Source organism: Ramlibacter sp. (assembly GCF_035554825.1).
Taxonomy (GTDB): Bacteria; Pseudomonadota; Gammaproteobacteria; order Burkholderiales; family Burkholderiaceae_C; genus Ramlibacter.
Genome location: NZ_DATMHS010000127.1, coordinates 1 through 25,289 on the forward strand (window position 1 = coordinate 1; position 25,289 = coordinate 25,289).

Genomic DNA, 25,289 nt, shown 5'->3' on the forward strand with positions numbered 1-25,289 from the left:
GGAACAGCTTCTGCACGTGGTCCGGCGTGCAGGCGGTGCCGAGCGTGGCCACCGCATTCGGGAACCCGAGCTGCGCCAGCGCCACCACGTCCATGTAGCCCTCGGTGACCAGCACGTAGCCGGCCTCGCGCAGCGCGTTGCGCGCCTCGAACAGGCCATAGAGCTCGCGGCCCTTGCTGAACACCGGCGTTTCCGGTGAATTCAGGTACTTTGGTGTTCCTTCGCCCAGCACCCGGCCGCCGAAGCCGATGCACTCGCCCTTGACGTTGCGGATCGGGAACATGATCCGGTCGCGGAAGCGGTCGTAGCGCTTGTCCTCTTCCTCGTTGAAGATGACCAGGCCGCTGTCGACGAGCAGGGGATCGTCGTACTGCGCGAAGACGCTGGCCAGGCTGCGCCAGCCTTCCGGCGCGTAGCCCAGGCCGAAGGCGCGGGCGATCTCGCCCGACAGGCCGCGCCGCTTCAGGTAGTCGATGGCGCGCGGCGACGACTTCAGCTGCTTGCGATAGGCGGCGCCGGCTTTCTCCAGCACCTCGGTCAGCGTGGCCTGGCGCTCGCGCTGCTCGGCGGCGCGGGCCCGCTCCTGCGGCGAGGCGTCGTCCTCGGGCACCTGCATGCCCACTTGCTGGGCCAGGTCCTTCACCGCCTCCGGAAAGCTCATGCCGGCGTGTTCCATCAGGAAGCCGATGGCGTTGCCGTTCTTGCCGCAACCGAAGCAGTGGAAGAACTGCTTGCTGGGGCTGACCGAGAACGACGGGCTCTTTTCCCCGTGGAACGGGCACAGGCCCATGTAGTTGGCCCCGCCTTTCTTGAGCTGCACGTAGCGGCCGACGATCTCGACGACGTCGACGCGCGCGAGCAGCTCCTGCAGAAACGACTGGGGAATGGCCATGGAAGTGCGTATTCTTGCTCAGTCAGCCCGGCGAAGGCGAACCGCGGTACCCTCCGCAGCCTGCAGCCGGCCCACCGCACCCGGGAGACACCCATGCCATCGATCTTTGACCAGGACCTGCCTCGCAACGAGGCGAACTTCGCGCCCCTGTCGCCGCTCTCGTTCATCGAGCGCACCGCCGAGATCTACCCGCAGCGGCTGGCCGTGGTGCACGGCCCGCTGCGCCGCACCTGGGCCCAGGTGTATGCCCGCAGCCGCCAGCTGGCGAGCGCGCTGGTCCGCCACGGCATCGGCAAGGGCGACACGGTGGCCGTGATGCTGCCCAATACGCCGCCGATGGTGGAGGCGCACTTCGGCATCCCGATGGCCGGCGCCGTGCTGAACGCGATGAACACGCGGCTCGACCCCGCCACGGTGGCGTTCATGCTCGACCACGGGGAGGCCAAGGCGCTGATCGTCGATCCCGAGTTCGCCGGGGTCGTGGCCAAGGCGCTGGCGCTGCGCCAGCGCCGCGAGCCGCTGCTGGTGATCGATGTCGACGACGAGCTGTACACCGGGCCCGTGCAGCGGGTCGGCACGCTGCGTTACGAGGACTTCCTGGCCGGCGGCGACGCGTCGTTCGCGTGGCAACTCCCGGCCGACGAATGGGACGCCATCGCGCTGAACTACACCAGCGGAACCACGGGCAATCCCAAGGGCGTGGTCTATCACCACCGCGGCGCGGCCGTGAACGCCATCTCCAACATCCTCGAATGGGACCTGCCCAAGCACCCGGTGTACCTGTGGACGCTGCCGATGTTCCACTGCAACGGCTGGTGCTTTCCCTGGACGATCGCGGCGCGCGCCGGCGTCAACGTCTGCCTGCGCAAGGTGGAGGCGGCCGCCATGATCGACGCGATCAAGACCCACGGCGTGACCCACTATTGCGGCGCGCCGATCGTGCACAGCCTGCTGGTGAACGCGAGCGACGAGCTGAGGCAGGGGCTGCCGCGCGGCGTGAAGGCCATGGTGGCCGGCGCCGCGCCGCCGGCGTCGATGATCGAGGGCATGGAGCGGCTCGGCTTCGACCTGACCCATGTCTACGGCCTGACCGAGGTGTACGGCCCGGCGACGGTCTGCCCCAAGCACGACGCATGGAACGACGTCGACATCGGCGAGCGGGCGCGGCTGAACGCCCGCCAGGGCGTGCGCTACCACCTGCAGCAGGGCGCGCGGGTCGTCGATCCGCAGACGATGGCGCCGGTGCCGTGGGACGGCGAGACCATGGGCGAGATCATGTTCCGCGGCAACATCCTCATGAAGGGCTACCTGAAGAACCCGGCGGCGACGCAGCAGGCGTTCGCCGGCGGCTGGTTCCACACCGGCGATCTCGCGGTGCAGTATCCGGACGGCTACATGAAGATCCGCGACCGCAGCAAGGACATCATCATCTCGGGCGGCGAGAACATCTCGTCGATCGAGGTGGAGGACGTGCTGTACCGGCATCCGGCGGTGCTGGCGGCGGCGGTGGTGGCCAAGCCCGACCCGCGCTGGGGCGAGACGCCGTGCGCGTTCGTCGAGCTCAAGCCGGGGTCTCAGGTGACCGCGCAGGACATCGTCGACCACTGCAAGAAGCACCTGGCGGGCTTCAAGGTGCCGCGGGCGGTGGTCTTCGGCGAGCTGCCCAAGACCTCGACCGGCAAGATCCAGAAGTTCGAGCTGCGCAAGCAGGCCGGGTCGGCTTCCGCGATCGACGTGTAGCGGGCCTCAGGCCTTGTAGGACAGGCCCAGCTTCTCGATGATGTCCTTCTCCCGGGCGTACTGCTCGCGGATGTATTTCGCGTAGTCCTCCGAGTTCATGTAGATCACCGACTGGTCGTACTTCTCGAAGGTGGAGAGCACCGCCGGGTCTTCCAGCGTCTTCTTGAAGGCGTCGTGCAGCTTGCGCGTGACGGCCGGGTCCATGCCTTTGGGCCCGCCGATGCCGAACGGCGAATCGGCCAGCGTCTCGTAGCCCAGCTCGTGCAGCGTCGGCACGTTGGGCCAGCGCTTGGTGCGCTTGGAGCCGTAGGTGGCCAGCAGCCGCATGGTGCCCGCGTCCACATGCGACGCCCAGCCGGTGGAGTCGCTGTGGGACATCACGTGGCCGCCCAGCAGCGACTGCATGCCCTCGGCGACGCCCTTGAACGGCACGTGCTGCAGCTTGATGCCGGCCTTGAACGCGAACTCCTCGACCGCCAGATGCGGGGTGGTGCCGTTGCCGGGCGAGCCGAACGTGAACCGCCCGGGGTTCGCCTTCGCGTACTCCACCAGGTCCTTGATCGACTTGATCGGCGAATCCGAACGCACCACGATGCCGAAGGTGTAGCCCGTCATGCACAGGATGTAGGTGAAGTCCTTGAGTGGATCGAACTGCATCTTCTGCATGTGCGGCAGCCGCGCCACGCCGATGGTCAGCTGCGACAGCGTGTAGCCGTCCGGCTGGGCCTTCACCAGTTCGTTGGGCCCCAGCATGCCGCTGGCGCCGGGCTTGTTCTCCACGATCATCTGCCCGCCCAGCGCCTTGCCGGCGCTGTCGGCGATCGAGCGCATCACGGCGTCGGTGGAGCCGCCCGCGGGCCAGGGACAGATCAGCTTGATGGGCCGCGCCGGATACGCCGGCTGGGCCAGCCCCGGCAGCGCCACGGCGGCGGACGATGCGAGCGCGGTCTGCACGAAACGGCGGCGGGTCGGGTTCGAACTGGTCATTCGGTGGCTCCTGGTCGTGGAAGGGGGCCGTTGCGTCGCTGGCCCATCCCGCGAATCTAGGGCAGGAGCGGTCAGTGGCGCGTCAGGGAAAGCAGGGGGGCGGTTTTCACAAAATCGAACCAGGAAAGCCCGGCCCGGTCCGGCCGCCGCATACTGCCGGCATGGACATGCTCACCCACGCCGCGGCCAGCGTGCTGGCGCATCCGGGACGGTTCCTGCGCCAGGTGCTCAAGGCGTTCAACGCCAACCAGGGGCTGCTGCTGGCCGGCGCGGTGGCGTACTACGCGCTGCTCTCGGTCGTGCCGCTGCTGATCCTGACGGTGATCGCGCTGTCGCACGTGATCGACCAGGCGGAGCTGCTGAACACCCTGGGCCTGTACCTCGAATGGCTGATGCCTGGCCAGTCGCGGGCGATCGTCGCCGAACTGGCGTCCTTCCTCGCGCACCGCGACGTCCTGGGCTGGGTGCTGCTGGGCACCATGCTCTTTTTCAGCTCGCTCGCCTTCACCGTGCTGGAGAAGGCGATGTCGGTGATCTTCCTGCACCGGGTGGTGGTGCGGCGCCGCCACTTCCTGGTCTCGGCCCTGCTGCCGTACTGCTACATCCTGTCGCTCGGCTTCGGCCTGCTGATCGTGACGCTGGTGGCCGGCAGCCTGGAGGCGCTGGGGCAGGAGAGCTTTCGCCTGCTCGGGCGCGAGTGGTCGCTGCGCGGGCTGTCGGGACTGTTGCTGTACCTGCTGGGCCTGGCCGGCGAAATCTTCGTGCTCACGTCCGTCTACATGGTGATGCCGGTCGGCCGGCTGTCCTGGCGGCATGCCTTGATCGGCGGCGTGACGGCGGCCCTGCTGTGGGAGGTCACGCGCCACCTGCTGGTCTGGTACTTCAGCACCTTGTCGCAGGTGAACGTGGTCTACGGTTCGCTGACGACCGCCATCGTCGTCCTGTTGAGCCTGGAGATCGCGGCCGGCCTGCTGCTGTTCGGCGCGCAGGTGATCTCCGAGTACGAGCGCATCGAGCGCCGGGACGGCGCGGCGCGCTTCGGCGGCGGCCGCGTTCAGTCGCCCATCACGACGCCTTCGCGGCGCGGGTCGGCGCCGCCGAAGTAACCGGCCGCCGTCTTCTGGATCGCCTGCAGGCCGCTGGTCAGGGGCTGCTCGCGCAGCGGTGCGCCGCGCGCGCGCAGGGCCTGCACCGTCCGCGCCGGGAAGCGGCCCTCCTCGAGCAGGCCCGGCCCGCCGACGGTGCCGAAGTTGGGCAGGTCGATCGCCTGCTGCGCGTTCAGTCCCCAGTGCAGCACCCCGTACAGGGTCTTGGCGGTGTAGTGGATGATCAGCGCGCCGCCCGGGCTGCCGGTGCTCAGCACGAAGCGCCCCTGCTCGTCGAACACCAGTGTCGGCGCCATCGAGGAGCGCGGCCGCTTGCCGGGCTGCACCCGGTTGGCCACCGGGCGGCCCCCGGCATCGGCGGGCGCGAAGCTGAAGTCGGTGAGTTCGTTGTTCAACATGAAGCCGCCCGGACCCCCGCCGACGCTGACCATCTGCCGCGAGCCGAACTGGTCCTCGATGGTGGTGGTCATCGCGAGCGCGTTGCCGTACCCGTCGACGATGCTGATGTGCGAAGTGCCGTGCTCCGGCTGCTGCGGTGCCGGGGCGGCGCCGGGGCGTTGCCCGCTCGGCATGCCCGGCTGCACCTGCTTCATGCTTTCCTTGCCGATCGCCTGGGCGCGCTGGCGCAGGTAGGCGGGATCGAGCAGGCTCGACCAGCTGCCGGCCGGCGGCTGGACGAAATCCGGATCGGCGACGTACTGGGCCCGATCCGCCAACGCCAGGCGCGACGCTTCGAGGTACAGATGCAGCCAGTCCTCCGCCGGCAGGCCGTCGGCCAGCGGCAGCGCGTCGGCCCGCACGGCGTCGAGGATGCCCAGGATCTGCCCGATCGCGATGGCTCCGGAGCCGGGCGGCGGAAAGCCGCAGAGGCGCCAGGTCCGGCCGCGGGCGCGATGCGCCTGGCAGATCGCGTCGCGCTTCTTCGGCTGGTACGCGGCGAGGTCGGCCAGCGCGAGCCGGCCGGGATTGGTCGGATGCTCGCGCACCTTGCGCACGATGGCCTGCGCCACGGCGCCCTCGTGGAGCGCGCGCGAGCCTTCGGCGGCGATCCGGCGCAGCACGGCGGCGAGTTCGCGGTTGCGCAGCGGCGCACCGATCGCGACGGGGCTGCCGTCGCTTCGATAGAAGAAGGCCCGCGCCACCGGATCCTGCTTCAGGTGGGCGTCGTTGGACAGCAGGCGGTGCAGCCGCGGGCTCACCGGAAAGCCCGCGTCGGCGAGGGCGATCGCCGGCTGGAACAGCCGGGCCCAGGGCAGCAGCCCATGTTCGCGATGCGCCAGCTCCAGCATGCGCAACGCGCCCGGGACGCCGACGGCGCGGCCGCCGACCACGGCCTCGTAGAAGGCGAGCGGCTTGCCGTCGGGGCGCAGCAGCAGCCGCTCGTCGGCGCCGGCCGGCGCCGTTTCGCGGCCGTCGTAGGCTTCGACCTGGCGGCCGTCGAAGTGCAGCAGGAAGGCGCCGCCGCCGATCCCGCTGGACTGCGGTTCGACCAGCGCCAGCACCATCTGCACGGCAATCGCCGCGTCGACGGCGGAACCGCCGGCCTTCAGGATGTCGTGGCCGGCTTCGGTGGCCAAGGGGTTGGCCGCCGCGACGGCGAACCGCGTCGTCGCCCACCCTGGCTTGGGCGTGAATGCCGAGGCGGCTTCGGGCGCGAGCGGCCGGTCGGCCGCGGCCTGTGGCGGCGGGCCGGCGCATCCGGCCGCGAGCGCCGCGGCGAGGGCGAGTGCGAGCAACCGCGTCATGACGCCTGCCGGACCCGGCCGGACGCGGACCCCGCCACGAGTCGGCGGCTCAGCGCGGCGCCAGGCGGATGGCGCCGTCGAGCCGGATCACCTCGCCGTTGAGCATGTCGTTTTCGAAGATGTGCCGGGCCAGCTTGGCGTAATCCTCGGGGGTGCCCAGGCGCGACGGGAAGGGCACGCTCGCGGCCAGCGAGTCCTGCACTTCCTTGGGCATGCCGAACAGCATCGGGGTGCCGAAGATGCCGGGGGCGATGGTCATGTTGCGAATTCCGTTGCGGGCCAGATCGCGCGCGATCGGCAGCGTCATGCCGACCACGCCGCCCTTGGACGCGCTGTACGCGGCCTGGCCGATCTGGCCGTCGTAGGCGGCGACCGACGCCGTGGAGATGATGCAGCCGCGCTCGCCGGTGGCTTCCGGTTCGTTCTTGCACATCGCCTCGGCGGCGAGCCGGATCATGTTGAAGCTGCCGATCAGGTTGACGGTGACGGTCTTGGTGAACACGGCCAGCGAGTGGGCGCCGTTCTTGCCGACGGTCTTCTCGGCCGGTGCGATGCCGGCGCAGTTGACCAGGCCCATCAGCTTGCCCATGGCCAATGCCTTGGCGACGACCGCCTGGCCGTCGGCCTCCTGGCTCACGTCGCACTTGACGAAGGCGCCGCCGATGTCCTTGGCCACGGCTTCGCCCTTGTCGGCCTGCATGTCGGCGACCACGACCTTGCCGCCGTTGGCGGCCAGCATGCGCGCCGTTCCTTCGCCCAGGCCCGAGGCGGCGCCGGTGACGATGAAGACCTTGCCCTTGATGTCCATACCCGCTCCTGATTGACGTTGACGTTCACGTCAATTATCGCCGATCGGTCCGCCGGCTCGACCGTCCGCCGCCGCCAACCGCGACAATGCCGGCTTCGCCGGCCGACCGGCACGAGGGGTTCGCGTTCGCATGAAGAAGAGGTCCATCCACGTCACCTGGCGCCTGCTGGCGTGCGCCGCGGCCCTGCTGGTCGCCGGCTGCGCCACTGCGCCGCCGCCCCCGCCACCCGCGGCACCCGCCCCACCGGCGCCGCCCGTGGCCAGGCAGCTGCCGCGCATCGGGCTGGCGCTCGGCGGCGGCGCGGCGCGCGGCTTCGCCCATGTCGGCGTGCTGCAGGTGCTGGAGGAGGCGGGGATCCGGCCGGACGTGGTGGTCGGCACCTCGGCCGGCAGCCTGGTCGCAGCGCTGTACGCCAGCGGGCGGGGCGGGCGCGAGCTGCAGCAGGTCGCCGACAGCATGGAGGAGGCGGCGTTCGCCGACTGGACGCTGCCGATCCTCAACCGCGGCATGCTGCGCGGCGAGGCGCTGGCCCGCTACGTCAACGGCCAGGTCGGCCACCGGCCGATCGAGCAGATGCCGCTGCGGCTGGGCATAGTCGCCACCAACCTCAACAACGGCGAAGGCGTGCTGTTCCAGCGCGGCGACACCGGCACGGCGGTGCGCGCCTCGAGCGCCGTGCCGGCGGTGTTCCTGCCGGTGCGCATCGGCGACCAGGACTACGTCGACGGCGGCCTGGTCTCGCCGGTGCCGGTGCGCTATGCACGCGAGATGGGCGCCGAGCTCGTCGTCGCGGTGGACATCTCCAGCGCGCCGGAAGGCAACCGCGCCGCCGATCCGCTGCAGATCCTGCTGCAGACCTTCGCCATCATGGGCAAGAACATCAACAAGTACGAGCTCCGTGAGGCCGACGTCGTCGTGCGCCCGGCGCTGCTGGGCTTCGGCAGCGCCGACTTCGCGTCGCGCGGCAAGGCCATCGCCGCCGGGCGCGCCGCGATGCAGCGCCTGCTGCCCGAGCTGAGGGCCGCCATGGCCCGCAAGTCGCACTGAGCGAAAAAAAAACCCCAGCCTTGCGGCTGGGGTTGGAAGGATCCCTGAACCTGTTGAGGTGTCGAAAGGACCCGAGGAGACAACCTGAAGAACTCCCGTTCGATCACGCCCAAGAGTCCTTGATAGACGACTGGCCGGCCGGCGAGTTCCCTGCATTCAGCAGGTTGGGGACCGGGCCCCCGGATTTCAAGAGGCGCGCTTCTTGGACGTGCCGGTCTTGGCCGCGTTCATTGCTTGGTTGGCGACCGCGTTGAAGTTGGCCTCGGCCACTTCGCTGGCCTGCTTGACGGCCTTTTGCACGCTTTCCAGCGCATTGGTGCCGGCGGCCATCGCGCTCCTGAGCACGGCCACCGCGGTCTCGCTGCCGGCGGGGGCGTTCTTGGCGGCGCTGTCGACCACGGCCAGCAGCTTGCGCTGGGCCTCGGCAGCCTGCTCTTCGAACGTGCGGCCGAACTCGGCGGTGGTGCCCGAAGCGATGTCGTAGAGATGGCGGCTGTAGGCGGCGCTCTTTTCGGCAATCGGCTGGAACATCGCGGCTTGCAGCGCCAGCAGCTCCTGCGGGTCCTTCACGCTCAGCAGCGCCTGGGTGGTGCCGGCGGCTTCGGCCAGTGCGGCCTTGGAAGCCGTCACGTTCAGTTCGACCAGCTTTTCAACGCCTTCGAAGGCCTTGCCGGTCAGGCCGAAAATCGTGTCGAGGGTGGCTTTTTGGGAAGCCAGGACTTGTTCAGCGGTCAACATAACATTCTCCAGAAGTGGGGACGGACGGATCTGCGCTGAACCCGGGGGTGACCCGGTGATGTTGCAGTGCAGCATGAAGCAAGTATACGGGCAGGCTGCGGCTTTGCAAGCACTTTTTGTTGCGGTGCAGCAAAACAACCGACGGACGGCAATATTCCCGCTGCGCGCCGACAATGGCCCCTCATGCAGGTCTTCCATGCGACTCAGTTCGCGTTGCCGCTGCCGCCTGGGCACCGATTTCCCATGGCCAAGTACCGGCTCTTGCGCGAGCGGCTCGAGGCCGAGCTGCCCGGGCTCGTGCTGCGTCCGGCCGAGCCGGCCAGCGATGGCGTGCTGGCGCTGGTCCACAGTCCGGCCTATGTCCGGGCGGTCGGCGACGGTTCGCTCGATCCGGCCGCCATGCGCGAGATCGGATTCCCATGGAGCGAGGCGATGGCCGACCGCGCCCGGCGTTCGGTCGGTGCGACGATCGCCGCCTGCCGCGCGGCGGTGCGCGATGGCGTCGCCGCGAACATCGCGGGCGGCACCCACCATGCCGGCCGGGACAAGGGCAGCGGCTACTGCGTGTTCAACGACGCGGCGGTGGCGGCCCGGCTGATGCAGGCCGAGTGGCCCCGCGGCGCGGGCGCGGCGCCGCTGAAGGTGGCGGTGATCGATCTGGACGTGCACCAGGGCAACGGCACCGCGAGCATCTTCCGCGGCGACGACAGCGTGTTCACGCTGTCGCTGCACGGCGCCAAGAACTTTCCCTTCCGCAAGGAGCCGGGCGACCTCGACGTCGACCTGCCGGACGGGTGCGGCGACGCGCAGTACCTGCAGGCGCTCGATGGCGCGCTCGACGCGCTGGAGCGTCGCTTCGAACCGGGCCTGGTGATCTACCTGGCCGGTGCGGATCCCCACGAGGGCGACCGGCTGGGACGCCTCAAGCTCACCTGGGACGGCCTGCAGGCGCGCGACGCACGGGTGTTCGACTGGGCCTGGGCGCGCCGGCTGCCGGTGGCCATGGCGATGGCCGGCGGCTATGGCATCCGCATCCAGGACACGGTGCAGGCGCAGGTGAACACCTTCCGCGTCGCGGCCGGCGCCTGGCGCCGCTGGCAGAATCACGCGCCATGAGCCATGCCCCCGCCGCCAAGCCGCAACCCGCCGCGCGCAGCGAGTACCGCGTCTTCCGCCCGATCAGCACGCGCTGGATGGACAACGACGCCTACGGCCACGTCAACAACGTCGTCTACTACAGCTGGTTCGACACGGTGGTGAACGCGCACCTGATCGAGCGCGGCGCCCTCGACGTGCAGCACGGGCGAACGATCGGGCTGGTGGTGGAGACCCACTGCAACTACTTCGCCCCGCTCGAGTTCCCGCAGACCGTCGAGGGCGGCCTGCGCGTGGCGAGCATCGGCACGTCCAGCGTGCGCTACGAAGTGGGGTTGTTCGGCCAGGGCGAGGCGATGACGGCGGCCCGGGGCCACTTCGTGCACGTGTACGTGGACCGGGCCACGCGCCGTCCCACCGCATTGCCGCCCGAGCTGCTGCGGGTGCTCGAGCCCCTGCGCTGAAACGGACGGCGGCGAGCGCGGCCCGGGCCGCGGCTCGCCGCGTCACTGGCTGCCGCCGACGGCGGCTGCTTCAGGTCACATCTTGCCGAACTTCTTCTTGACGTCGCTCAGGCAGTTGTCCTTGGCCTGCCCGGACATCGCGTCGCAGCGCTCCTTGGCGGCGGCGTACTTGGCGTCGCTGGTGTCCTCGCGCGCGTCCTTGCGTTCCTCGGTGGCCTTGGCGGAGCTTGCGCCCTTTTCGCCGGCGGCCTTGGCCACCTTGGCGTCACCCTTGGCGCTCTCGTAGGCGGCCTTGGCGTCCTTCTTGCACACGTCCTTGGCGTTGCCCTTCAGCTCCTCGCATTTTTCCTTGGCCACCTTGTAGTCGGCCTCGGCCTTTTCCTTCTTCACCTTGGCATCGGCCTTGGCGCTCGGCTTGTACTGGGCTTCCAGTTCGGCCTTGGCGACCTCGTGCTTGCCCTTGGCCTCGGCCTTGCAGACGTCCTTGGGATTGCCCTTCTGATCATCGCACTGCTTCTTGGCCGTCTTGTAGTCGGCGTCGATGCGGTCCTTCTGCGCCTTGTAGTCCTGCTTGGACATGCCGCTCGCCGGGGCGGTCGTCTTGGCCGTCGTGTCGGGGGTGGCGGTCGTGGGTGTCGCCGCGCCGGCGGCGCCGCCCAGGCCGAAGGCAAGGGCGACGGCCAGGGTCATCATGGTGTGTTTCATGGGTTGTTTCCTTTCTGTGCTTGGCTCAGGATCGCTCGAAGAAGATTTCGGGGTTCTGCCGGCTGAAGGTCTCCAACTGGCGTTGCGCCTCGTCGCGGGCCAGGCCATGGCGCTCCTGGATGCGCCCGAGCAGCTGGTCGCGCCGCCCCGCGATGACATCCAGGTCATCGTCGGTCAGCTTGCCCCACTGCTCCTTGAGCTTGCCCTTGACCTGCTTCCAGTTGCCGTCGACACGGTCTTGATTCATCGTGAACTCCCAAAGTTGTGCGCCCGCGTCCCTTGCGGGGCCGGCGTCGTTGCACTGTAGGAGGAGCGATGGCGGCCGACGGTAGGACCCGGGTGAACACTTTCGTAGGGCGGGGGAGGACACGCACGAGCCTGCCGCGAGCGGATGCTCGACAGCGACCCCGCATAATCGGGCATCCACACAACAAGAACCCGCGGAGATTCGCCAATGACGCTGGCCGGCATTCCAGTCGACTTCATCCTCTTCGCCCTCACGCTGCTGGGGGTGGCGCTGTTTCACCATCACACCCTGGCGGTGGCGCTGACGGGGCTCACGGCGATCACCCTGTACAAGCTCGGCTTCGGCGACTTTTCCGGGGTGAGCGGGCTCGCCGGCCTGGCGGGCCTGCTGCGCCACGAGTGGGTGACGCTGGCCAACCTGCTGGGCCTGCTGCTGGGATTTGCGCTGCTGGCCGATCACTTCGAGCGCAGCGGGCTGCCGACGCTGTTGCCGCGCTTCCTGCCCGACGACTGGAAAGGCGGGCTGGTGCTGCTGTTCGCCGTGTTCGTGCTCTCGAGCTTTCTCGACAACATCGCGGCGGCGATGATCGGCGGCACCATGGCCGCGGTGCTGTACAACAAGCGCGTGCACATCGGCTTCCTGGCCGCGATCGTCGCGGCCAGCAACGCCGGTGGCTCGGGCAGCGTGGTCGGCGACACGACGACCACCATGATGTGGATCGCCGGCGTCCCGGCTCTGCAGGTCGTCGACGCGTACGTGGCGGCGCTGGTCGCCACCCTGATCGTCGGCTACTTCGCGGCTCGCCAGCAGCACGCGCTGCAGCCGATCATGCGCGACAACCCGCAGGGGGCGCACTTCGAGGCGCCACGGCTGGCCATCGTCGTCATCATCCTGTTGGCGGCGATCGGTGCCAACCTGTTTTTCAACCTGCGCGACCCCGAGGTCTTGAATCACTTCCCGGTGATCGGGTTGGCGGTGTGGCTGGCCATCCTGCTCACCGCGCCGTGGCGCCGGCCGACCTGGAGCCTGCTGCCCGGAGCGTTCCGCGGCACCGTCTTCCTGCTGTCGCTGGTGACCTGCGCGGCGATGATGCCGGTGCAGGCCCTGCCGCCTGCTTCCTGGCAAGCGGCATTCGGACTGGGCTTCGTCAGCGCCGTGTTCGACAACATCCCGCTCACCGCGCTGGCGCTGCGCCAGGGCGGCTACGACTGGGGCTTTCTGGCCTACGCCGTGGGCTTCGGCGGCTCGATGATCTGGTTCGGCTCGTCGGCCGGGGTCGCGCTCTCGAACATGTATCCGCAAGCCAAGTCGGTCGCCGCCTGGGTCAGGGGCGGCTGGCACGTGACGGTCGGTTACGTCGCCGGCTTCTTCGTGCTGCTGGCCATCCTCGGCTGGCATCCGGATGCCTGGCAGCGCCACGGCGCGCCGGCCGCGGCGGCGCCGCACGCCACCACCTCCGCCATCCCCTCATCCAAGCCCTGAGCCGACATGAGCAAGCCAGCCATCCTCGTCGCGCGACGCGTCTTCCCCGAAATCGTCGAACTGCTGCGGGAGCACTTCGACGTCGAGTGCAACCAGGACGACGAGCCCTGGACCAAGGCGCAGCTGGCGCAGAAGCTGGGCGGCAAGGCCGGCGCCTTCACGACCGGCAGCGAGCGCATCGACGAGGAGGTGCTGGCGGCGGCGCCGGACCTGCGCATCTGCGCCAACATGGCCGTTGGCTTCAACAATTTCGACCTGGCGGCGATGACGGCCCGCGGCGTGCTGGGGACCAACACCCCCGACGTGCTGACCGAGACCACGGCCGATTTCGGTTTCGCGCTGCTGATGGCCACGGCCCGCCGGGTCGCCGAAAGCGAGCATTTCCTGCGCGCCGGGCGCTGGGAGCGCTGGACCTACGACATGTTCGCCGGCACCGAGGTGCACGGCAGCACGCTGGGCATCCTCGGCATGGGCCGCATCGGCCAGGGCATCGCGCGGCGCGGCGCGCACGGCTTCGGCATGAACGTGATCTATCACAACCGCTCGCGGCTGCCGGCGCCGCTGGAGGCGCAGTGCAAGGCCCGCTACGTCTCCAAGGAGGAGCTGCTGCGAACGGCCGACCACGTGGTGCTGGTGCTGCCGTATTCCCCGCAGTCGCATCACACGATCGGCGCCGCCGAGCTGGCGCTGATGAAGCCCACGGCCAACCTGGTCAACATCGCCCGCGGCGGCATCGTCGACGACGCCGCGCTGGCGCAGGCGCTGCGCGACAAGCGCATCGCCGCGGCCGGCCTCGACGTCTTTGAGGGCGAGCCGAAGGTGCATCCGGCGCTGCTGGAGGTGCCCAACGTCGTCCTGACGCCGCACATCGCGAGCGCCACCATTCCCACGCGGCTGGCGATGGCCCGGCTGGCCGCCGACAACCTGATCGGCTTCCTGGTCGCCGGCAAGGCGCTGACGCCGGTCAACCCCGAAGTGCTGGGGAAAGGACAGTGATTGGAATTCTGGTTTCTCATTGCGCTGGGTGCAGCGAACCTGGCGCTGCTGCTGGCGCTGCTGCTGCGCCGGCCCGCCGGCGATGCCGCCCGGGTCGAGCTGCTGGCGGCGAGCGAGCGCCTCGAGCGTGAGCTGCGGCGCGAGATCAGCGAGTCCTCGCGCGGCGCGCGCACCGAGCTGACGCAGAACCTCGCGACGTTCCAGGACGCGCTGCTGCGGCAGGGCCAGGAAACGACGCGCACGCAGAACAGCCAGATCGACGCCTTCGGCCAGCAGCTCGCGCTGTTGCAGAAGACGCTGGCCGAGACGCTGACGCTGCAGCTGCAGTCGCTGGCCGATTCCAACGCCCGCCGCCTCACCGAGATGCGGGGCACGCTGGAAGGGCAGCTGGCCCTGCTGCAGCAGTCCAACGCCGCCAAGCTCGACGAGATGCGCAACACGGTGGACGAGAAGCTGCAGACGACGCTGGCGGCGCGGCTGGGCGAGAGTTTTCGCCATGTCGCGGAGCGGCTGGAGCAGGTGCACAAGGGCCTGGGCGAGATGCAGACGCTGGCGCAGGGCGTGGGCGACCTGCAGCGCGTGCTGACCAACGTGAAGTCGCGCGGGATGTTCGGCGAGGTGCAGCTGGAGGCGCTGCTCGAGCAGGTGCTGACGGGCGAGCAGTACGCGCGGCAGGTCGAGACCAAGCCGCGCAGCAACCAGCGCGTCGACTTTGCGATCCGCCTGCCCGGGCGCAGCGCCGACGGGGCGACCGTGTGGCTGCCGGTCGATGCGAAGTTCCCGCGCGACGACTACGAGCGCCTGCTCGATGCGCAGGATCGCGCCGACGGACCCGCCGCCGAAGCCGCCGCGAAGGCGCTCGAGTCGCGCATCCGCGCCGAGGCGAGGTCGATCTGCGAGTGCTACCTGTGTCCGCCGCACACCACCGACTTCGCCATCCTGTTCGTGCCGGTGGAAAGCCTGTACGCCGAGGTGTTGCGCCGCCCCGGCCTGATGGACGCGCTGCAGCGCGAGTACCGCGTGACGCTCGCGGGCCCGACCACCTTGCTGGCCATGCTCAACAGCCTGCACATGGGTTTTCGTACGCTGGCGCTGGAGCAGCAGGCGTCCGAGGTCTGGAAGGTGCTGGGCGCCGTCAAGACCGAATTCGAACGCTACGGCGGCTGGGTGGAGAAGGTGCGCGAGCAGGTGCGCAAGGCGGCCGACACGCTCGACACCGCGCAGACCCGCACCAACCAGATGCGGCGCGCGCTGAAGGTGGTGGAAGCCCTGCCGGACGCACAGGCCAGCGCGCTGCTGCCGCCGACGCCTGAGGGCGACCAGGCGAGCCCATGATCGGCGGCCTCAGTCCGGGGCTGGCGCGGCTGATCGCCGGGCATGTGTTCCTGCATGCCTGCATGGCCGGCACCCGCATGGCCGCGCCGTTGCTCGCGCTGCGGGCCGGCCACAGCGAAGCGGCCGTCGGCGTGTTGCTGGCGCTGTTCGCCACCACCCAGGTGTTCCTCGCGCTGCCGGCCGGACGCTATGCCGACCGCCACGGCCTGCGGCGCCCCGTGGGCTTGAGCGTGATCGCGGCGACCACCGGCGCCGCGCTGGCGGTGGCGTTCCCGATCTTCCCGGTGCTGTGCGCGAGCGCGCTGCTGACCGGCGGGGCGACCGGCGCCGCGTCGATCGCGCTGCAACGGCATGTCGGCCGCGCCGCCGAAACGCCGACCCAGCTGAAGCAGGTCTTCTCCTGGCTGGCGATCGGCCCGGCGTTCTCCAACTTCGTCGGGCCGTTCACCGCCGGCATCATGATCGACCACGGCGGTTTTCGCGCGGCGTTCCTGCTGCTGGCGGTGCTGCCGGTGGTCTGCTGGTTCTGGGTGCGCACGGTGCCGGATCTGCCGGCGGTGGTCGCCCCGTCGCTGCGCAAGAAGAGCCGCGCCTGGGACCTGGTGGCCGAGCCCACCTTCCGCCGCCTGTTGCTCGTGAACTGGTTCCTGTCGTCCTGCTGGGACGTGCACACCTTCGTCGTGCCGGTGCTGGGGCACGAGCGCGGCCTGTCGGCCTCGGTCATCGGCACCATCCTGGGCGCCTTCGCGATGGCCGCGGCGCTGATCCGGCTCGTGCTGCCATTGCTCGCCGCACGGCTGCGCGAGCACCTGGTGGTCGTCGGCGCGATGAGCGCGACCGCCGCGCTGTTCGCGATCTATCCGTTCATGCAGGCGGCGCCGGCGATGGCGATCTGCTCGGTGCTGCTGGGCGCGGCGCTGGGCTCGGTGCAGCCGATGATCATGAGCATGCTGCACCAGATCACCCCCGAGCACCGCCACGGCGAGGCGGTCGCGATGCGGGTGATGGTGATCAACGCCTCCAGCGTCTCCATGCCGCTGCTGTTCGGCATGGCCGGCAGCGTGATCGGCATCGCCGGCGTGTTCTGGGTCACCGGCGCCGCGGTGGCCGCCGGCACCCGCCTGGCGATGCGGCTGGGCGACCTGCCGCCGGCGCCCTAGAGGCGGTAGAAGCTGCGGATGATCTCCCACGCCGTGGCGGGATCGTCGGCGTACTGGAAGAGGTCGGTGTCGGCCGGCGAGATGACGCCTTCCTCGATCAGGAAATCGAAGTTGACGAGCCGCTTCCAGTACTCGGAGCCGAACAGCACGATCGGCACCTGCCGCGCCTTGCGCGTCTGCACCAGCGTGATGACCTCGAACAGCTCGTCCAGCGTGCCGAAGCCGCCGGGAAAGGCGACCAGCGCCTTCGCGCGCATCATGAAGTGCATCTTGCGCAGCGCGAAGTAGTGGAACTTGAAGGACAGCGCCGGCGTCACGTACTGGTTGGCCTGTTCCTCCATCGGCAGCGCGATCGCCAGGCCGACGCTGATGCCGTCGCCCTCGTAGGCGCCGCGGTTGGCCGCCTGCATGATGCCGGGGCCGCCGCCGGTGCAGATGAACAGCATGTCGGCCGGATCCTTGCCGGCGCTGTACTGCGCCACCAGGCGACCGAAGGCGCGCGCCTTCTCGTAGTAGTGGGCATTGCGGGCCAGGGCGCGCGCCCGTCGCACCTGCGCCTCGTCCCCGCTCGCCTCCGCCGCGGCGACCAGTTCGGCCGCTTCTTCCTCGCTGCGAAAGCGGGCGCTGCCGAACACGACGATGGTGTTCTCGATGCCCATCGCCTGCTGTTCGAGGTCCGGCTTGAGCAGCTCCAGCTGGAAGCGGATGCCGCGCGTTTCGCGGCGCAGCAGGAACTCGGGATCGGCGAACGCGAGGCGGCTGGCATCGGGGTCCAGCGGCAGGCCGGAATCGGCATGTGCCTGCAGGGTGGCCCAGGCGTCGGCCAGGCGCCGATCGTGAATGTTGCGTGAAGATGACATGGCCCCGATTCTCGGGCCAATCCACGACCGCTCCGGTAGGATGGCGTCGCAAAGAATACTTTCGCTTGCGAGGGGCAAGATGGACCAGCCGAACTACCACGTTCTGCTCGACGGACGCATGGTGGGACCGTACGACCGCAGGACCATCGTCGGCATGCGTATCAAGCACGCGCTCACCGGCGACCACATGCTGGTCGGCGGCGACGGAACCAGGCTGACGGTGCGCGATCTGATCGGCGCCGTCGCCGCGGGCGCGCCGCCTTCGATCCAGAACGGTCCGGACCGCGTGCTGGCCACCTATGGCGGCCTGCTGCTCGAGGCCGGTCGCGGCGACCTGCAGGTGCCGAACTTCCGGGGCGAGATCGAGTTGCGGGTGCGCAGCGACGTGATCCGCATGGCGGGACGCCATCGCCGGCTGCTGCGGTGGCGCGAGGACCGCGTGAAGCTGCCGGTATGCGACATCGTGCACGCGCAGGCCAGGGGACCGCGGCTGGACCTGTGGCTGCGCCGCGAGGGGCGTGCGGCGCCGCAGCGCATCGGCCTGTGCCTGTTCACGGCGGACGCCGCCGGCGAACTGCTGAAGCTGCTGCCGCCGCAGGTGGCCGATGTCGGTCAGCCGGGAGCGCGCGCCATCGCGGGCGCCACGCCCGCCGTGGCCGCGGGACGGGTGCTGATGGTGGCCGTCCTGGGCATCACCGCCGCGATCGGGCTGGTGCTGCTGGTGCTCCTGTCGCGGCGCCTGTACTGAGCGCCGGCGAGCCTCAGGCGCACGTGGCGAGCCAGCGCAGCAGCGGCTCGCGGGCGAGCGCCAGGTTCTTGTAGGCCAGCACGGCGGGCGACATCGAGGCCAGGGCGTCGTGCAGCCGCTGCGCCTGCCACGGCGCCCTCACGGCGTCCCGCAACGGCTGCAGCATCACGCGGATGGTGAATACCGCCTGCCGCGTGCCGCGGCCCACCGGGAAGAACGTCTGCCGCTCCGCCCGCAGCCAGCACTGCGCGGCAAAGCGCTCGGGGTCCGCGCCGCAGGAGGGCCAGGCGGGAAGGGGGTGCCGCGCCGGGTGCTGATCGAAGCGCCCGGAGGGGCTGACGGTCCAGACGTGGCGTTCCCAGCGGTCGCCGCCCGTGGCCAGCGCCACCAGCTGGCGCGAGGCCGCCACCAGCGCCGCGTTGTCGGCCACCGGCGCATGCAGCGCCGCGAAGTCCAGACCGAGCTTTTCCTCGGGCGCCCAGTGCGAAGGCACGCAGACGCACAGCCACGGAAGGGTGCCGGTGGCACCGTCGAGGATCGCCAGGTCCTCCTCGAACGCCAGTTCCGGCGGTGCGTCGGCCGCGAAGCGGCAGCCGGCCACGGTGGCGGCATGGGCCGCGACGGCGGCCAGCGCCGGCCCGGCATCGAAGCCGGCGAGCACATGGCGCGACCGCCCGGCCTCCAGGACGGCCCGCTTTTCCTGCGCCAGGCGGCTGTGCGGGGCCAGCGGCGTGAGCTGCGCGGCGCCATCGGCCAGCCGCCGCAGCCCGGGGCGCATGCCGAAGGGCACGCCGATCAGGTTGAAGTCGAAGTCCACGGCGGGGGCAAAAAGAAAAAGGCTCCTCGCGGAGCCTCGATGCGCTGGTCGCCGGCGAACCTCAGACGCGGCGGCGGTATTCGCCGGTGCGCGTGTCGATTTCGACCTTGTCGCCCTGGGCCACGAAGATCGGCACGCCGATCTCGAAGCCGGTGGCGATCTTGGCGGGCTTGAGGACCTTGCCCGAGGTGTCGCCCTTGACGGCCGGCTCGGTCCAGGTGATCTCGCGCTCGAGGGTCGTCGGCAGTTCGACCGACAGGGCCTTGCCTTCGTAGAACACCACCTCGGCCGGCATGCCGTCCTCGAGGTAGTTCAGGGCGTCGCCCATGTTCTCGGCCTCGACTTCGTACTGGTTGTACTCGGCGTCCATGAACACGTACATCGGGTCGGCGAAGTAGGAGTAGGTGCACTCCTTCTTGTCAAGGACGATCTGCTCCATCTTGTCGTCGGCCTTGAACACCACCTCGGTGTTGAAGTTGGCGATCAGGCTCTTGAGCTTCATCCGGACGGTGGCGGCGTTGCGCCCGCCGCGGGCGTATTCGGTCTTCAGCACGACCATGGGATCCTTGCCGTGCATGATCACGTTGCCGGCGCGGATTTCTTGAGCGATTTTCATAGCGGTTGGGTCAAAGGAGGCCGCGGGCTGAAGCGCCGGGACGGTGCTTGGACTGCGGCGGGGGCGCACGCGCGCCCGGTCGGGCTGTTGCGCAAAGCCCTGGATTTTAGCATTTCGGCTTCATCCAGGCCAGTCGCGGCAGGGTTTCCAGCAGTTCAGGTGGCGTTAAGTGTTGGCCGGGCACACTGCGGCGCCATGCATATTGACGAGCACCGCGCGCCCGGCCGTTGGCCCGGCGCGGCCGTGGCCACGCTCGGCCTGCTGGCCGCGATCCTGCTGTGGGACGCCAGCGGCCTGGACCTGGCGCTGGCCCGCGCCGCCGGCGGCGCCGGCGGCTTTCCGCTGCGCGACCACTGGCTGGTCAGCGGGCTGTTGCACGAATGGCCGCGCCGCGCCGTCGGGCTCATCGGCGCCTGGCTGGTGCTGGGCATCTGGTGGCCGACCGGCGTGCTGCGCCAGCTGCCGCGGGGCGCACGGGTGCAGTGGCTGGCGGCCGTGGTGCTTGCTATGCTCCTGATCAACGGCCTCAAGCACGAGAGCCTGACGAGCTGTCCCTGGGATCTGGTGGAATTCGGCGGCACGGGCAGTTATCTATCACACTGGCATTGGGGCTTGCGCGACGGCGGCCCCGGCCATTGCTTTCCAGCGGGACATGCTTCGATCGGTTTTGCCTTCATCGGCGGTTACTTTCCACTGCGCCGGGTGGCGCCGCGGCACGCGGCCGCTTGCCTGTGGCTCGCGCTCGCCGGCGGTTTCCTGCTGGGCGCCGCCCAGCAGCTGCGCGGGGCCCACTTCATGAGCCATACCCTCTGGACGGCCTGGCTGTGCTGGGCCGGCGGCTGGGCCGTCGAACGGGTCGCCGGCCTGGCGCGCGCGCCGGCCCTGGCGGAGGCGCTGCCTTGACCGGAACCGGGGCTGCCTGGCGGCGCCGGCCGGTGCTCAGCGTCGAGACGCTGGTGCTGCTCGGCGCGCTGTTCATCATGGTCGCCGGCAATGGCCGCTTCTGGGAGGCCGCCCTGGCCGGACGCGGCTGGGCCGATGCGTCGACCTGGGCCTTCATGGGCGCGGTCTTCGTGGCCCTGACGGCGCTGTACGTCGCGGCGGCGGCGACGCTCGCCACCCGCTACACGGTCAAACCGCTGCTGTCGATCCTGCTGGTGACGTCGGCGGCGACCGCCTACTACATGGACCGGTACTCGATCTATTTCGACCGGGCCATGCTGCGCAACGTGCTGGCGACCAACTATGCCGAGGCCAGCGAGCTGCTGGGGTGGCGCATGGTCGTGTTCGTGCTGGTCCTGGGCGTGCTGCCGGCGCTGCTGGTGTGGTGGCCCGACGTCAAGCGGCGGCCGGTGCGGCGGGCGCTCGCGATCCGCCTGGCCTGGATCGTCGGCGCGCTGGGGGTCGCCACGGCCAGCCTGCTGCTGGTGTTTTCCGATTTTGCCTCGCTGATGCGCAATCACAAGGAGGTGCGGTACCTGATCAACCCGGGCAACGTGGTCAGCGCGTTCGCGAGCAACGCCTGGGGCCGCAGCAGCCGGCCCAGGGGCCCCAAGGTGGCGGTCGGCGCCGACGCGCAACTGGCCGCCGCGTGGCAGGGCCGCACCCGGCCGGCGCTGTTCGTGCTGGTGGTGGGCGAGACGGCGCGGGCGCAGAACTTCGCGCTGAACGGCTACGGTCGTCCCACCAATCCCGAGCTGGCCCGGCGCGACATCGTCAACCTGCCGCAAGTCGACGCCTGCGGCACCTCCACCGAGGTGTCGCTGCCGTGCATGTTCTCCGCCGTCGGTCGGGCCCACTACGACGAGGAGAAGATCCTCGGCCAGGAGTCGCTGCTGCATGTGCTGGCCCGGGCCGGCTTCCAGGTGGTGTGGCGGGACAACCAGTCCGGATGCAAGGGCGTGTGCAGCGGCCTGACGCAGCAGCAGCTCAATGGCGCCGGCGCCAAGGCCACCTGTCCGGACGGGCAGTGCCTGGACGAGGTGCTGGTGCAGGGCCTGGACGGCGTCGCGCGCGACGCCAAGGGCAACGTCTTCGTCGTGCTGCACCAGCTGGGCAGCCATGGCCCGGCCTATTTCAAGCGGTATCCGCCCCAGTTCCGGCGTTTCACCCCGGCCTGCGAAAGCGAGGACCTGCGCACCTGCAGCCGCGATGAGATCGTCAACGCCTACGACAACTCGCTGCTCTATACCGACCACGTGCTCGGCCAGCTGATCGACTTCCTGGATCGGGCCCAGGCGACCCACGACACCGCGATGCTGTACGTCTCCGACCACGGCGAGTCGCTGGGCGAGAGCGGCCTGTACCTGCATGGCGTGCCTTACGCCATCGCGCCGGACGTCCAGAAGCGGGTGCCGCTCGTGATGTGGCTGTCGCCGGCGTTCCGCCGCAGCTTCGGCGTCGACCAGGACTGCCTGCGCCGGCGCGCCGATCTGCCGCGCTCGCACGACAACCTGTTCCACTCGCTGCTGGGCGTGCTCGACGTGCGGACCCGTGCCTACGACGGCGGCCTGGACCTGTTCGCAGGGTGCCGCGCCAATCCGCAGCCGCAGGCAGCGGCCGCCGGCCCGGTCGCCCGCTGAGGGCCCTCAGGCCGCCGACCGGCGTCCCTGGACGAACTGCAGCAGCTGGCTGAGCAGGTCGTCCTGCCGCAGCAGGCGGTCCCGGGCGGCAGCGGCCGCCGCCACCCATTCCTCGTCGGCCAGGGGTTGCGTCCGGGCCGCGGCCCCGTTCCAGAACCGGTGGAATGCGCGCCACGACGGCGGCGCCTGCAGCCAGTCGAGAAAGGCGTCCAGCTTGGCGTGGTGCGCGGCGTCGTCCTGGGGATACAGCTGCCACACGAACGGGCGGCCGGCCCACAGGGCCCGCACCAGCGAGTCCTCGCCGCGCACGAAATTCAGGTCGCAGGCCCACAGCAGCCGGTCGAACTCCGCCTGCGTGACCAGCGGCAGCCAGCCGATCGACAGGCGCGAGCCGGCCGGCCAGCCCGGATGCGATCGCACCCGCTGGCGCAGCACCCCCTCGACGGCGGCCGTGGCGCGGCCGGCCGTCACGAACAAGTGCGTCGGGCGCGCGGCCAGCGCCAGCTGGTCCAGCAGCGACGCGAGGCCGGCGGGCTCGTAGCAGAACAGGCTGACGACGCGCTGCCCCGGCTGCGGCACCAGTCCCCGCTCGCGCAGCCAGCCAGTGCGGTCGAACGCGGCCTGGCGCCGGGCCAGGTCGGTCTCGCGCAGCAGCCCGCCGGTTGCCGGCGTGAAGCCCGGGTAGAAGAAGTGCTTGGTGAGTCCGGCCGCCGGGCCGGCGAGCACGGGGGAGGGCAGGCCGTGGTTGCGCTCGGCGAACGACTCGGCGGTGAGGTACTCGAGGTTCAGCCACGGCGGCTGTGCGCCGGTGCCGGCGGTGCGCCTGGCGATCGCCGCCTGGAACGACGCTTCGAGCTCGCAGCCGAACGCCTCGACCACGACATCGCCGGGCTCGGCGCCTTGCTGGTCGGCCCACGCCAGGACCTGCACCTGCGGGTGGCCCGGCGCCATCCAGGCGAGGGCCGAGGCGTCGTCGACCCACAGCCGCACCTGCTCGCCACGCGCCGCGAGCTGCGCGGCCAGACGCCAGCACACGCCGATGTCGCCGTGGTTGTCGATGACCTTGCAGAAGATGTCCCAGAGCATGGCGGGGCCGGCTGTCGATGCCGGGATTGTCCACAATATGGCCGTGATGTCTGAGAGCCATTCCGAAGAGTTGCTGGCGCAGGTCGCCGCCTTGCCCGCGCTGCCCGGCGTGTACCGCTATTTCGGCGCGGACGGCGGCGTGCTGTACGTCGGCAAGGCGCGCAACCTGAAAAAGCGCGTCTCCAGCTATTTCCAGAAGAACCACGGCGGCACCCGCATCGGCCACATGATCTCCAAGATCGCGCGGCTGGAGACGACGGTGGTGCGGTCCGAGGCCGAGGCGCTGCTGCTGGAAAACAACCTGATCAAGACGCTCAATCCGCGCTACAACATCCTGTTCCGGGACGACAAGAGCTATCCCTACCTGAAGATCGCCGGCTCGGAACCGGTCGGCCCCGGCGCCGGCAACCCGCCGAGCCCCATGGCGTTCCCGCGGGTGGCGTACTACCGCGGCGCCGTCGACCGCAAGCACCGCTACTTCGGCCCGTATCCGAGCGCGTGGGCCGTGAAGGAATCGATCCAGCTGCTGCAGAAGGTGTTCCGGCTGCGCACCTGCGAAGACACGGTCTTCGCGAACCGCACCCGGCCCTGCCTGCTGTACCAGATCAAGCGCTGCTCGGGGCCCTGCGTGAACCTGGTCTCGGCGCAGGACTACCAGCACGACGTCGAGAATGCCGAGCGCTTCCTGCGCGGCGAGACGCAGGAAGTGCTGGCCGCGCTCGAGGCGAGGATGATGCAGCACGCCGAACGCCTGGAGTTCGAGCAGGCGGCGGAACTGCGCAACCAGATGGGCGCCCTGTCCCGGGTGCTGCACCAGCAGTCGGTCGAAACGATCTCGGACAAGGACGTCGACATCCTGGCGGTCAAGGTGCAGGGCGGCAAGGCCTGCGTGAACCTGGCGATGGTGCGCGGCGGCCGGCACCTGGGCGACCGCGCGTACTTTCCCAGCCACGTCGAGGACGCGGCGGCGGTGCAGGACTTCGACGAGGCCGAGGGCGAGGAGGGCGCGGCGGTCCCGCAGCCGGTGGAGGTGCACGTGCTGGAAGCGTTCATCGCGCAGCACTACCTGGGCGTGCCGGTCCCCTCGACGCTGATCACGAGCGTCGCCGTCGACGCCCAATTGATCGCTGCGCTGTCGGCACAGGCCGGCGTGCGCGTGCACGCGGTGCACCAGCCGCGCGAGCAGCGGCGCACGTGGCTCGAGATGGCCCAGCAGAACGCGCAGATCCAGCTCGCGCGGCTGCTGGCCGAGGAGGGCTCGCAGCAGGCGCGCACCCGCGCGCTGGTGGACGCGCTCGACCTGGCGCCGGACAACATCGACAACTTCCGCATCGAGTGCTTCGATATCTCGCACACGGCGGGGGAGGCCACCCAGGCCTCCTGCGTGGTGTTACACCACCACAAGATGCAGAACTCGGAGTACCGGCGCTACAACATCGACGGCATCACGCCCGGCGACGACTACGCGGCGATGCGCCAGGTGCTGCTGCGGCGCTACAGCCGGCTGGCCGAAGCCGGCCGCGATGCGCCCGACGCCACCCCGCCCAAGGGCAGCGGCGGCGGCGCCGGGCGGCTGCCGGACCTGGTGCTGGTGGACGGCGGCAAGGGCCAGGTGAGCATGGCGCGCGAGGTCTTCGCCGAGCTGGGGCTCGACCTGTCGGTGATCGTGGGGGTCGAGAAGGGCGAAGGGCGCAAGGTGGGACTGGAGGAGTTGGTGTTCGCCGACGGCCGCCAGAAGGTGTACCTCGGCCGCGATTCGGCGGCGCTGATGCTGGTGGCGCAGATCCGCGACGAGGCGCACCGGTTCGCGATCACCGGGATGCGGGCGCGCCGGGCCCGGGTGCGGGTGGGCGGCAGCCAGCTGGAGGAAATCCCCGGCATCGGCGCCAAGAAGCGGGCCCGGCTGCTGCAGCGGTTCGGCGGCGTGCGCGGCGTGGCGGCGGCCGGCGTGGACGACATCGCCAGCGTGGAAGGCATTTCCCGCGAGCTCGCCGAGACCATCTACCGGGCCCTGCACTGAAGCGGCGGCGCG

General features: G+C 70.1%; 24 protein-coding genes. 13 read left to right on the forward strand and 11 right to left on the reverse strand.

Translation table 11 applies throughout. The features are described 5' to 3' along the window. Positions 1 to 892, reverse strand: an 892-nt coding sequence (gene dnaG, locus VNT59_RS15370; RefSeq protein ID WP_325499604.1) for a DNA primase, incomplete at its 3' end; no start/stop codon positions are given. Between the two features lie 93 nt (positions 893 to 985). Here dnaG and VNT59_RS15375 point away from each other — a divergent pair. After that, positions 986 to 2,632: an acyl-CoA synthetase gene (locus VNT59_RS15375; RefSeq protein WP_325499606.1), complete on the forward strand. Its 1,647-nt coding sequence runs from the start codon at positions 986 to 988 to the stop codon at positions 2,630 to 2,632. Positions 2,633 to 2,638: 6 nt separating this feature from the next. Here VNT59_RS15375 and VNT59_RS15380 read toward each other — a convergent pair whose 3' ends face one another. Continuing rightward, positions 2,639 to 3,619, reverse strand: coding sequence for a tripartite tricarboxylate transporter substrate binding protein (locus VNT59_RS15380; RefSeq protein WP_325499608.1), 981 nt, complete (start codon positions 3,617 to 3,619; stop codon positions 2,639 to 2,641). 161 nt (positions 3,620 to 3,780) lie between these two features. Between VNT59_RS15380 and VNT59_RS15385 the strand changes: the two genes are divergently transcribed. Further along, complete coding sequence (locus tag VNT59_RS15385) at positions 3,781 to 4,725, forward strand: YihY/virulence factor BrkB family protein (RefSeq protein ID WP_414708400.1); 945 nt, start codon at positions 3,781 to 3,783, stop codon at positions 4,723 to 4,725. Here the strand turns inward: VNT59_RS15385 and VNT59_RS15390 are convergent. Then, positions 4,674 to 6,470, reverse strand: a complete 1,797-nt coding sequence (locus tag VNT59_RS15390; RefSeq protein ID WP_325499610.1) for a gamma-glutamyltransferase family protein — start codon at positions 6,468 to 6,470, stop codon at positions 4,674 to 4,676. The two genes, VNT59_RS15385 and VNT59_RS15390, sit on opposite strands and share 52 nt — an antisense overlap. Positions 6,471 to 6,519: 49 nt before the next feature. After that, on the reverse strand, positions 6,520 to 7,278 hold the full coding sequence (locus VNT59_RS15395) for a 3-hydroxyacyl-CoA dehydrogenase (protein ID WP_325499612.1): 759 nt from the start codon (positions 7,276 to 7,278) through the stop codon (positions 6,520 to 6,522). A 130-nt stretch (positions 7,279 to 7,408) separates the two neighbouring features. Between VNT59_RS15395 and VNT59_RS15400 the strand changes: the two genes are divergently transcribed. After that, positions 7,409 to 8,326, forward strand: a complete 918-nt coding sequence (locus VNT59_RS15400; RefSeq protein ID WP_325499614.1) for a patatin-like phospholipase family protein — start codon at positions 7,409 to 7,411, stop codon at positions 8,324 to 8,326. Between the two features lie 186 nt (positions 8,327 to 8,512). Here the strand turns inward: VNT59_RS15400 and VNT59_RS15405 are convergent, their stop codons facing one another. After that, entirely contained in the window at positions 8,513 to 9,064 is a 552-nt protein-coding gene (locus VNT59_RS15405; RefSeq protein ID WP_325499665.1) for a phasin family protein, read from the reverse strand. A 183-nt stretch (positions 9,065 to 9,247) separates the two neighbouring features. Between VNT59_RS15405 and VNT59_RS15410 the strand changes: the two genes are divergently transcribed. Together VNT59_RS15410 and VNT59_RS15415 are read left to right on the forward strand one after the other, a co-directional pair. Next, on the forward strand, positions 9,248 to 10,180 hold the full coding sequence (locus VNT59_RS15410) for a histone deacetylase (protein ID WP_325499616.1): 933 nt from the start codon (positions 9,248 to 9,250) through the stop codon (positions 10,178 to 10,180). Further along, positions 10,177 to 10,623 carry a thioesterase family protein gene (locus tag VNT59_RS15415; RefSeq protein WP_325499618.1) on the forward strand — a complete coding sequence of 149 codons (447 nt, stop codon included), beginning with the start codon at positions 10,177 to 10,179 and terminating at the stop codon, positions 10,621 to 10,623. The genes VNT59_RS15410 and VNT59_RS15415 overlap by 4 nt, the downstream gene beginning before the upstream one ends. Positions 10,624 to 10,698: 75 nt before the next feature. Here the strand turns inward: VNT59_RS15415 and VNT59_RS15420 are convergent, their stop codons facing one another. Then, entirely contained in the window at positions 10,699 to 11,328 is a 630-nt protein-coding gene (locus VNT59_RS15420) for a hypothetical protein (protein ID WP_325499620.1), read from the reverse strand. Positions 11,329 to 11,353: 25 nt separating this feature from the next. Continuing rightward, complete coding sequence (locus VNT59_RS15425; RefSeq protein WP_325499622.1) at positions 11,354 to 11,575, reverse strand: CsbD family protein; 222 nt, start codon at positions 11,573 to 11,575, stop codon at positions 11,354 to 11,356. Positions 11,576 to 11,782: 207 nt separating this feature from the next. Between VNT59_RS15425 and VNT59_RS15430 the strand changes: the two genes are divergently transcribed. The 4 genes from VNT59_RS15430 to VNT59_RS15445 are packed head-to-tail and all read left to right on the forward strand — an operon-like array spanning position 11,783 to position 16,548. After that, positions 11,783 to 13,057, forward strand: coding sequence for a citrate transporter (locus tag VNT59_RS15430; RefSeq protein ID WP_325499624.1), 1,275 nt, complete (start codon positions 11,783 to 11,785; stop codon positions 13,055 to 13,057). Between the two features lie 6 nt (positions 13,058 to 13,063). Further along, entirely contained in the window at positions 13,064 to 14,053 is a 990-nt protein-coding gene (locus VNT59_RS15435) for a D-glycerate dehydrogenase (RefSeq protein ID WP_325499626.1), read from the forward strand. Continuing rightward, positions 14,054 to 15,388 (forward strand): DNA recombination protein RmuC, encoded by a 1,335-nt coding sequence (locus VNT59_RS15440; RefSeq protein ID WP_325499628.1) that lies wholly within the window; start codon positions 14,054 to 14,056, stop codon positions 15,386 to 15,388. After that, a complete protein-coding gene (locus VNT59_RS15445) occupies positions 15,385 to 16,548 on the forward strand; it encodes an MFS transporter (RefSeq protein ID WP_325499630.1) in 1,164 nt (387 codons plus the stop codon). The genes VNT59_RS15440 and VNT59_RS15445 overlap by 4 nt, the downstream gene beginning before the upstream one ends. Here the strand turns inward: VNT59_RS15445 and VNT59_RS15450 are convergent. Continuing rightward, on the reverse strand, positions 16,545 to 17,408 hold the full coding sequence (locus tag VNT59_RS15450) for a TIGR00730 family Rossman fold protein (RefSeq protein WP_325499632.1): 864 nt from the start codon (positions 17,406 to 17,408) through the stop codon (positions 16,545 to 16,547). The genes VNT59_RS15445 and VNT59_RS15450 overlap by 4 nt on opposite strands. A gap of 79 nt (positions 17,409 to 17,487) precedes the next feature. Between VNT59_RS15450 and VNT59_RS15455 the strand changes: the two genes are divergently transcribed. Then, complete coding sequence (locus VNT59_RS15455) at positions 17,488 to 18,156, forward strand: hypothetical protein (protein WP_325499634.1); 669 nt, start codon at positions 17,488 to 17,490, stop codon at positions 18,154 to 18,156. A 13-nt stretch (positions 18,157 to 18,169) separates the two neighbouring features. On the opposite strand, the gene VNT59_RS15460 is transcribed toward VNT59_RS15455, so the two are convergent. Both VNT59_RS15460 and efp read right to left on the reverse strand, forming a co-directional pair. Then, positions 18,170 to 18,973 carry a heme-dependent oxidative N-demethylase subunit alpha family protein gene (locus VNT59_RS15460; protein ID WP_325499636.1) on the reverse strand — a complete coding sequence of 268 codons (804 nt, stop codon included), beginning with the start codon at positions 18,971 to 18,973 and terminating at the stop codon, positions 18,170 to 18,172. A 61-nt stretch (positions 18,974 to 19,034) separates the two neighbouring features. Continuing rightward, on the reverse strand, positions 19,035 to 19,589 hold the full coding sequence (gene efp, locus VNT59_RS15465; RefSeq protein WP_325499638.1) for an elongation factor P: 555 nt from the start codon (positions 19,587 to 19,589) through the stop codon (positions 19,035 to 19,037). Positions 19,590 to 19,784: 195 nt separating this feature from the next. Between efp and VNT59_RS15470 the strand changes: the two genes are divergently transcribed. Together VNT59_RS15470 and VNT59_RS15475 are read left to right on the forward strand one after the other, a co-directional pair. Continuing rightward, entirely contained in the window at positions 19,785 to 20,492 is a 708-nt protein-coding gene (locus VNT59_RS15470) for a phosphatase PAP2 family protein (RefSeq protein ID WP_325499640.1), read from the forward strand. After that, entirely contained in the window at positions 20,489 to 22,171 is a 1,683-nt protein-coding gene (locus tag VNT59_RS15475) for a phosphoethanolamine--lipid A transferase (RefSeq protein WP_325499642.1), read from the forward strand. Before VNT59_RS15470 ends, VNT59_RS15475 begins: the two co-directional genes overlap by 4 nt. A gap of 6 nt (positions 22,172 to 22,177) precedes the next feature. On the opposite strand, the gene earP is transcribed toward VNT59_RS15475, so the two are convergent. Beyond that, entirely contained in the window at positions 22,178 to 23,257 is a 1,080-nt protein-coding gene (earP, locus tag VNT59_RS15480) for an elongation factor P maturation arginine rhamnosyltransferase EarP (RefSeq protein ID WP_325499644.1), read from the reverse strand. Positions 23,258 to 23,303: 46 nt separating this feature from the next. Here earP and uvrC point away from each other — a divergent pair, with 46 nt between their 5' ends. Then, positions 23,304 to 25,277 carry an excinuclease ABC subunit UvrC gene (uvrC, locus tag VNT59_RS15485; protein ID WP_325499646.1) on the forward strand — a complete coding sequence of 658 codons (1,974 nt, stop codon included), beginning with the start codon at positions 23,304 to 23,306 and terminating at the stop codon, positions 25,275 to 25,277. Positions 25,278 to 25,289 lie beyond the last annotated feature (12 nt).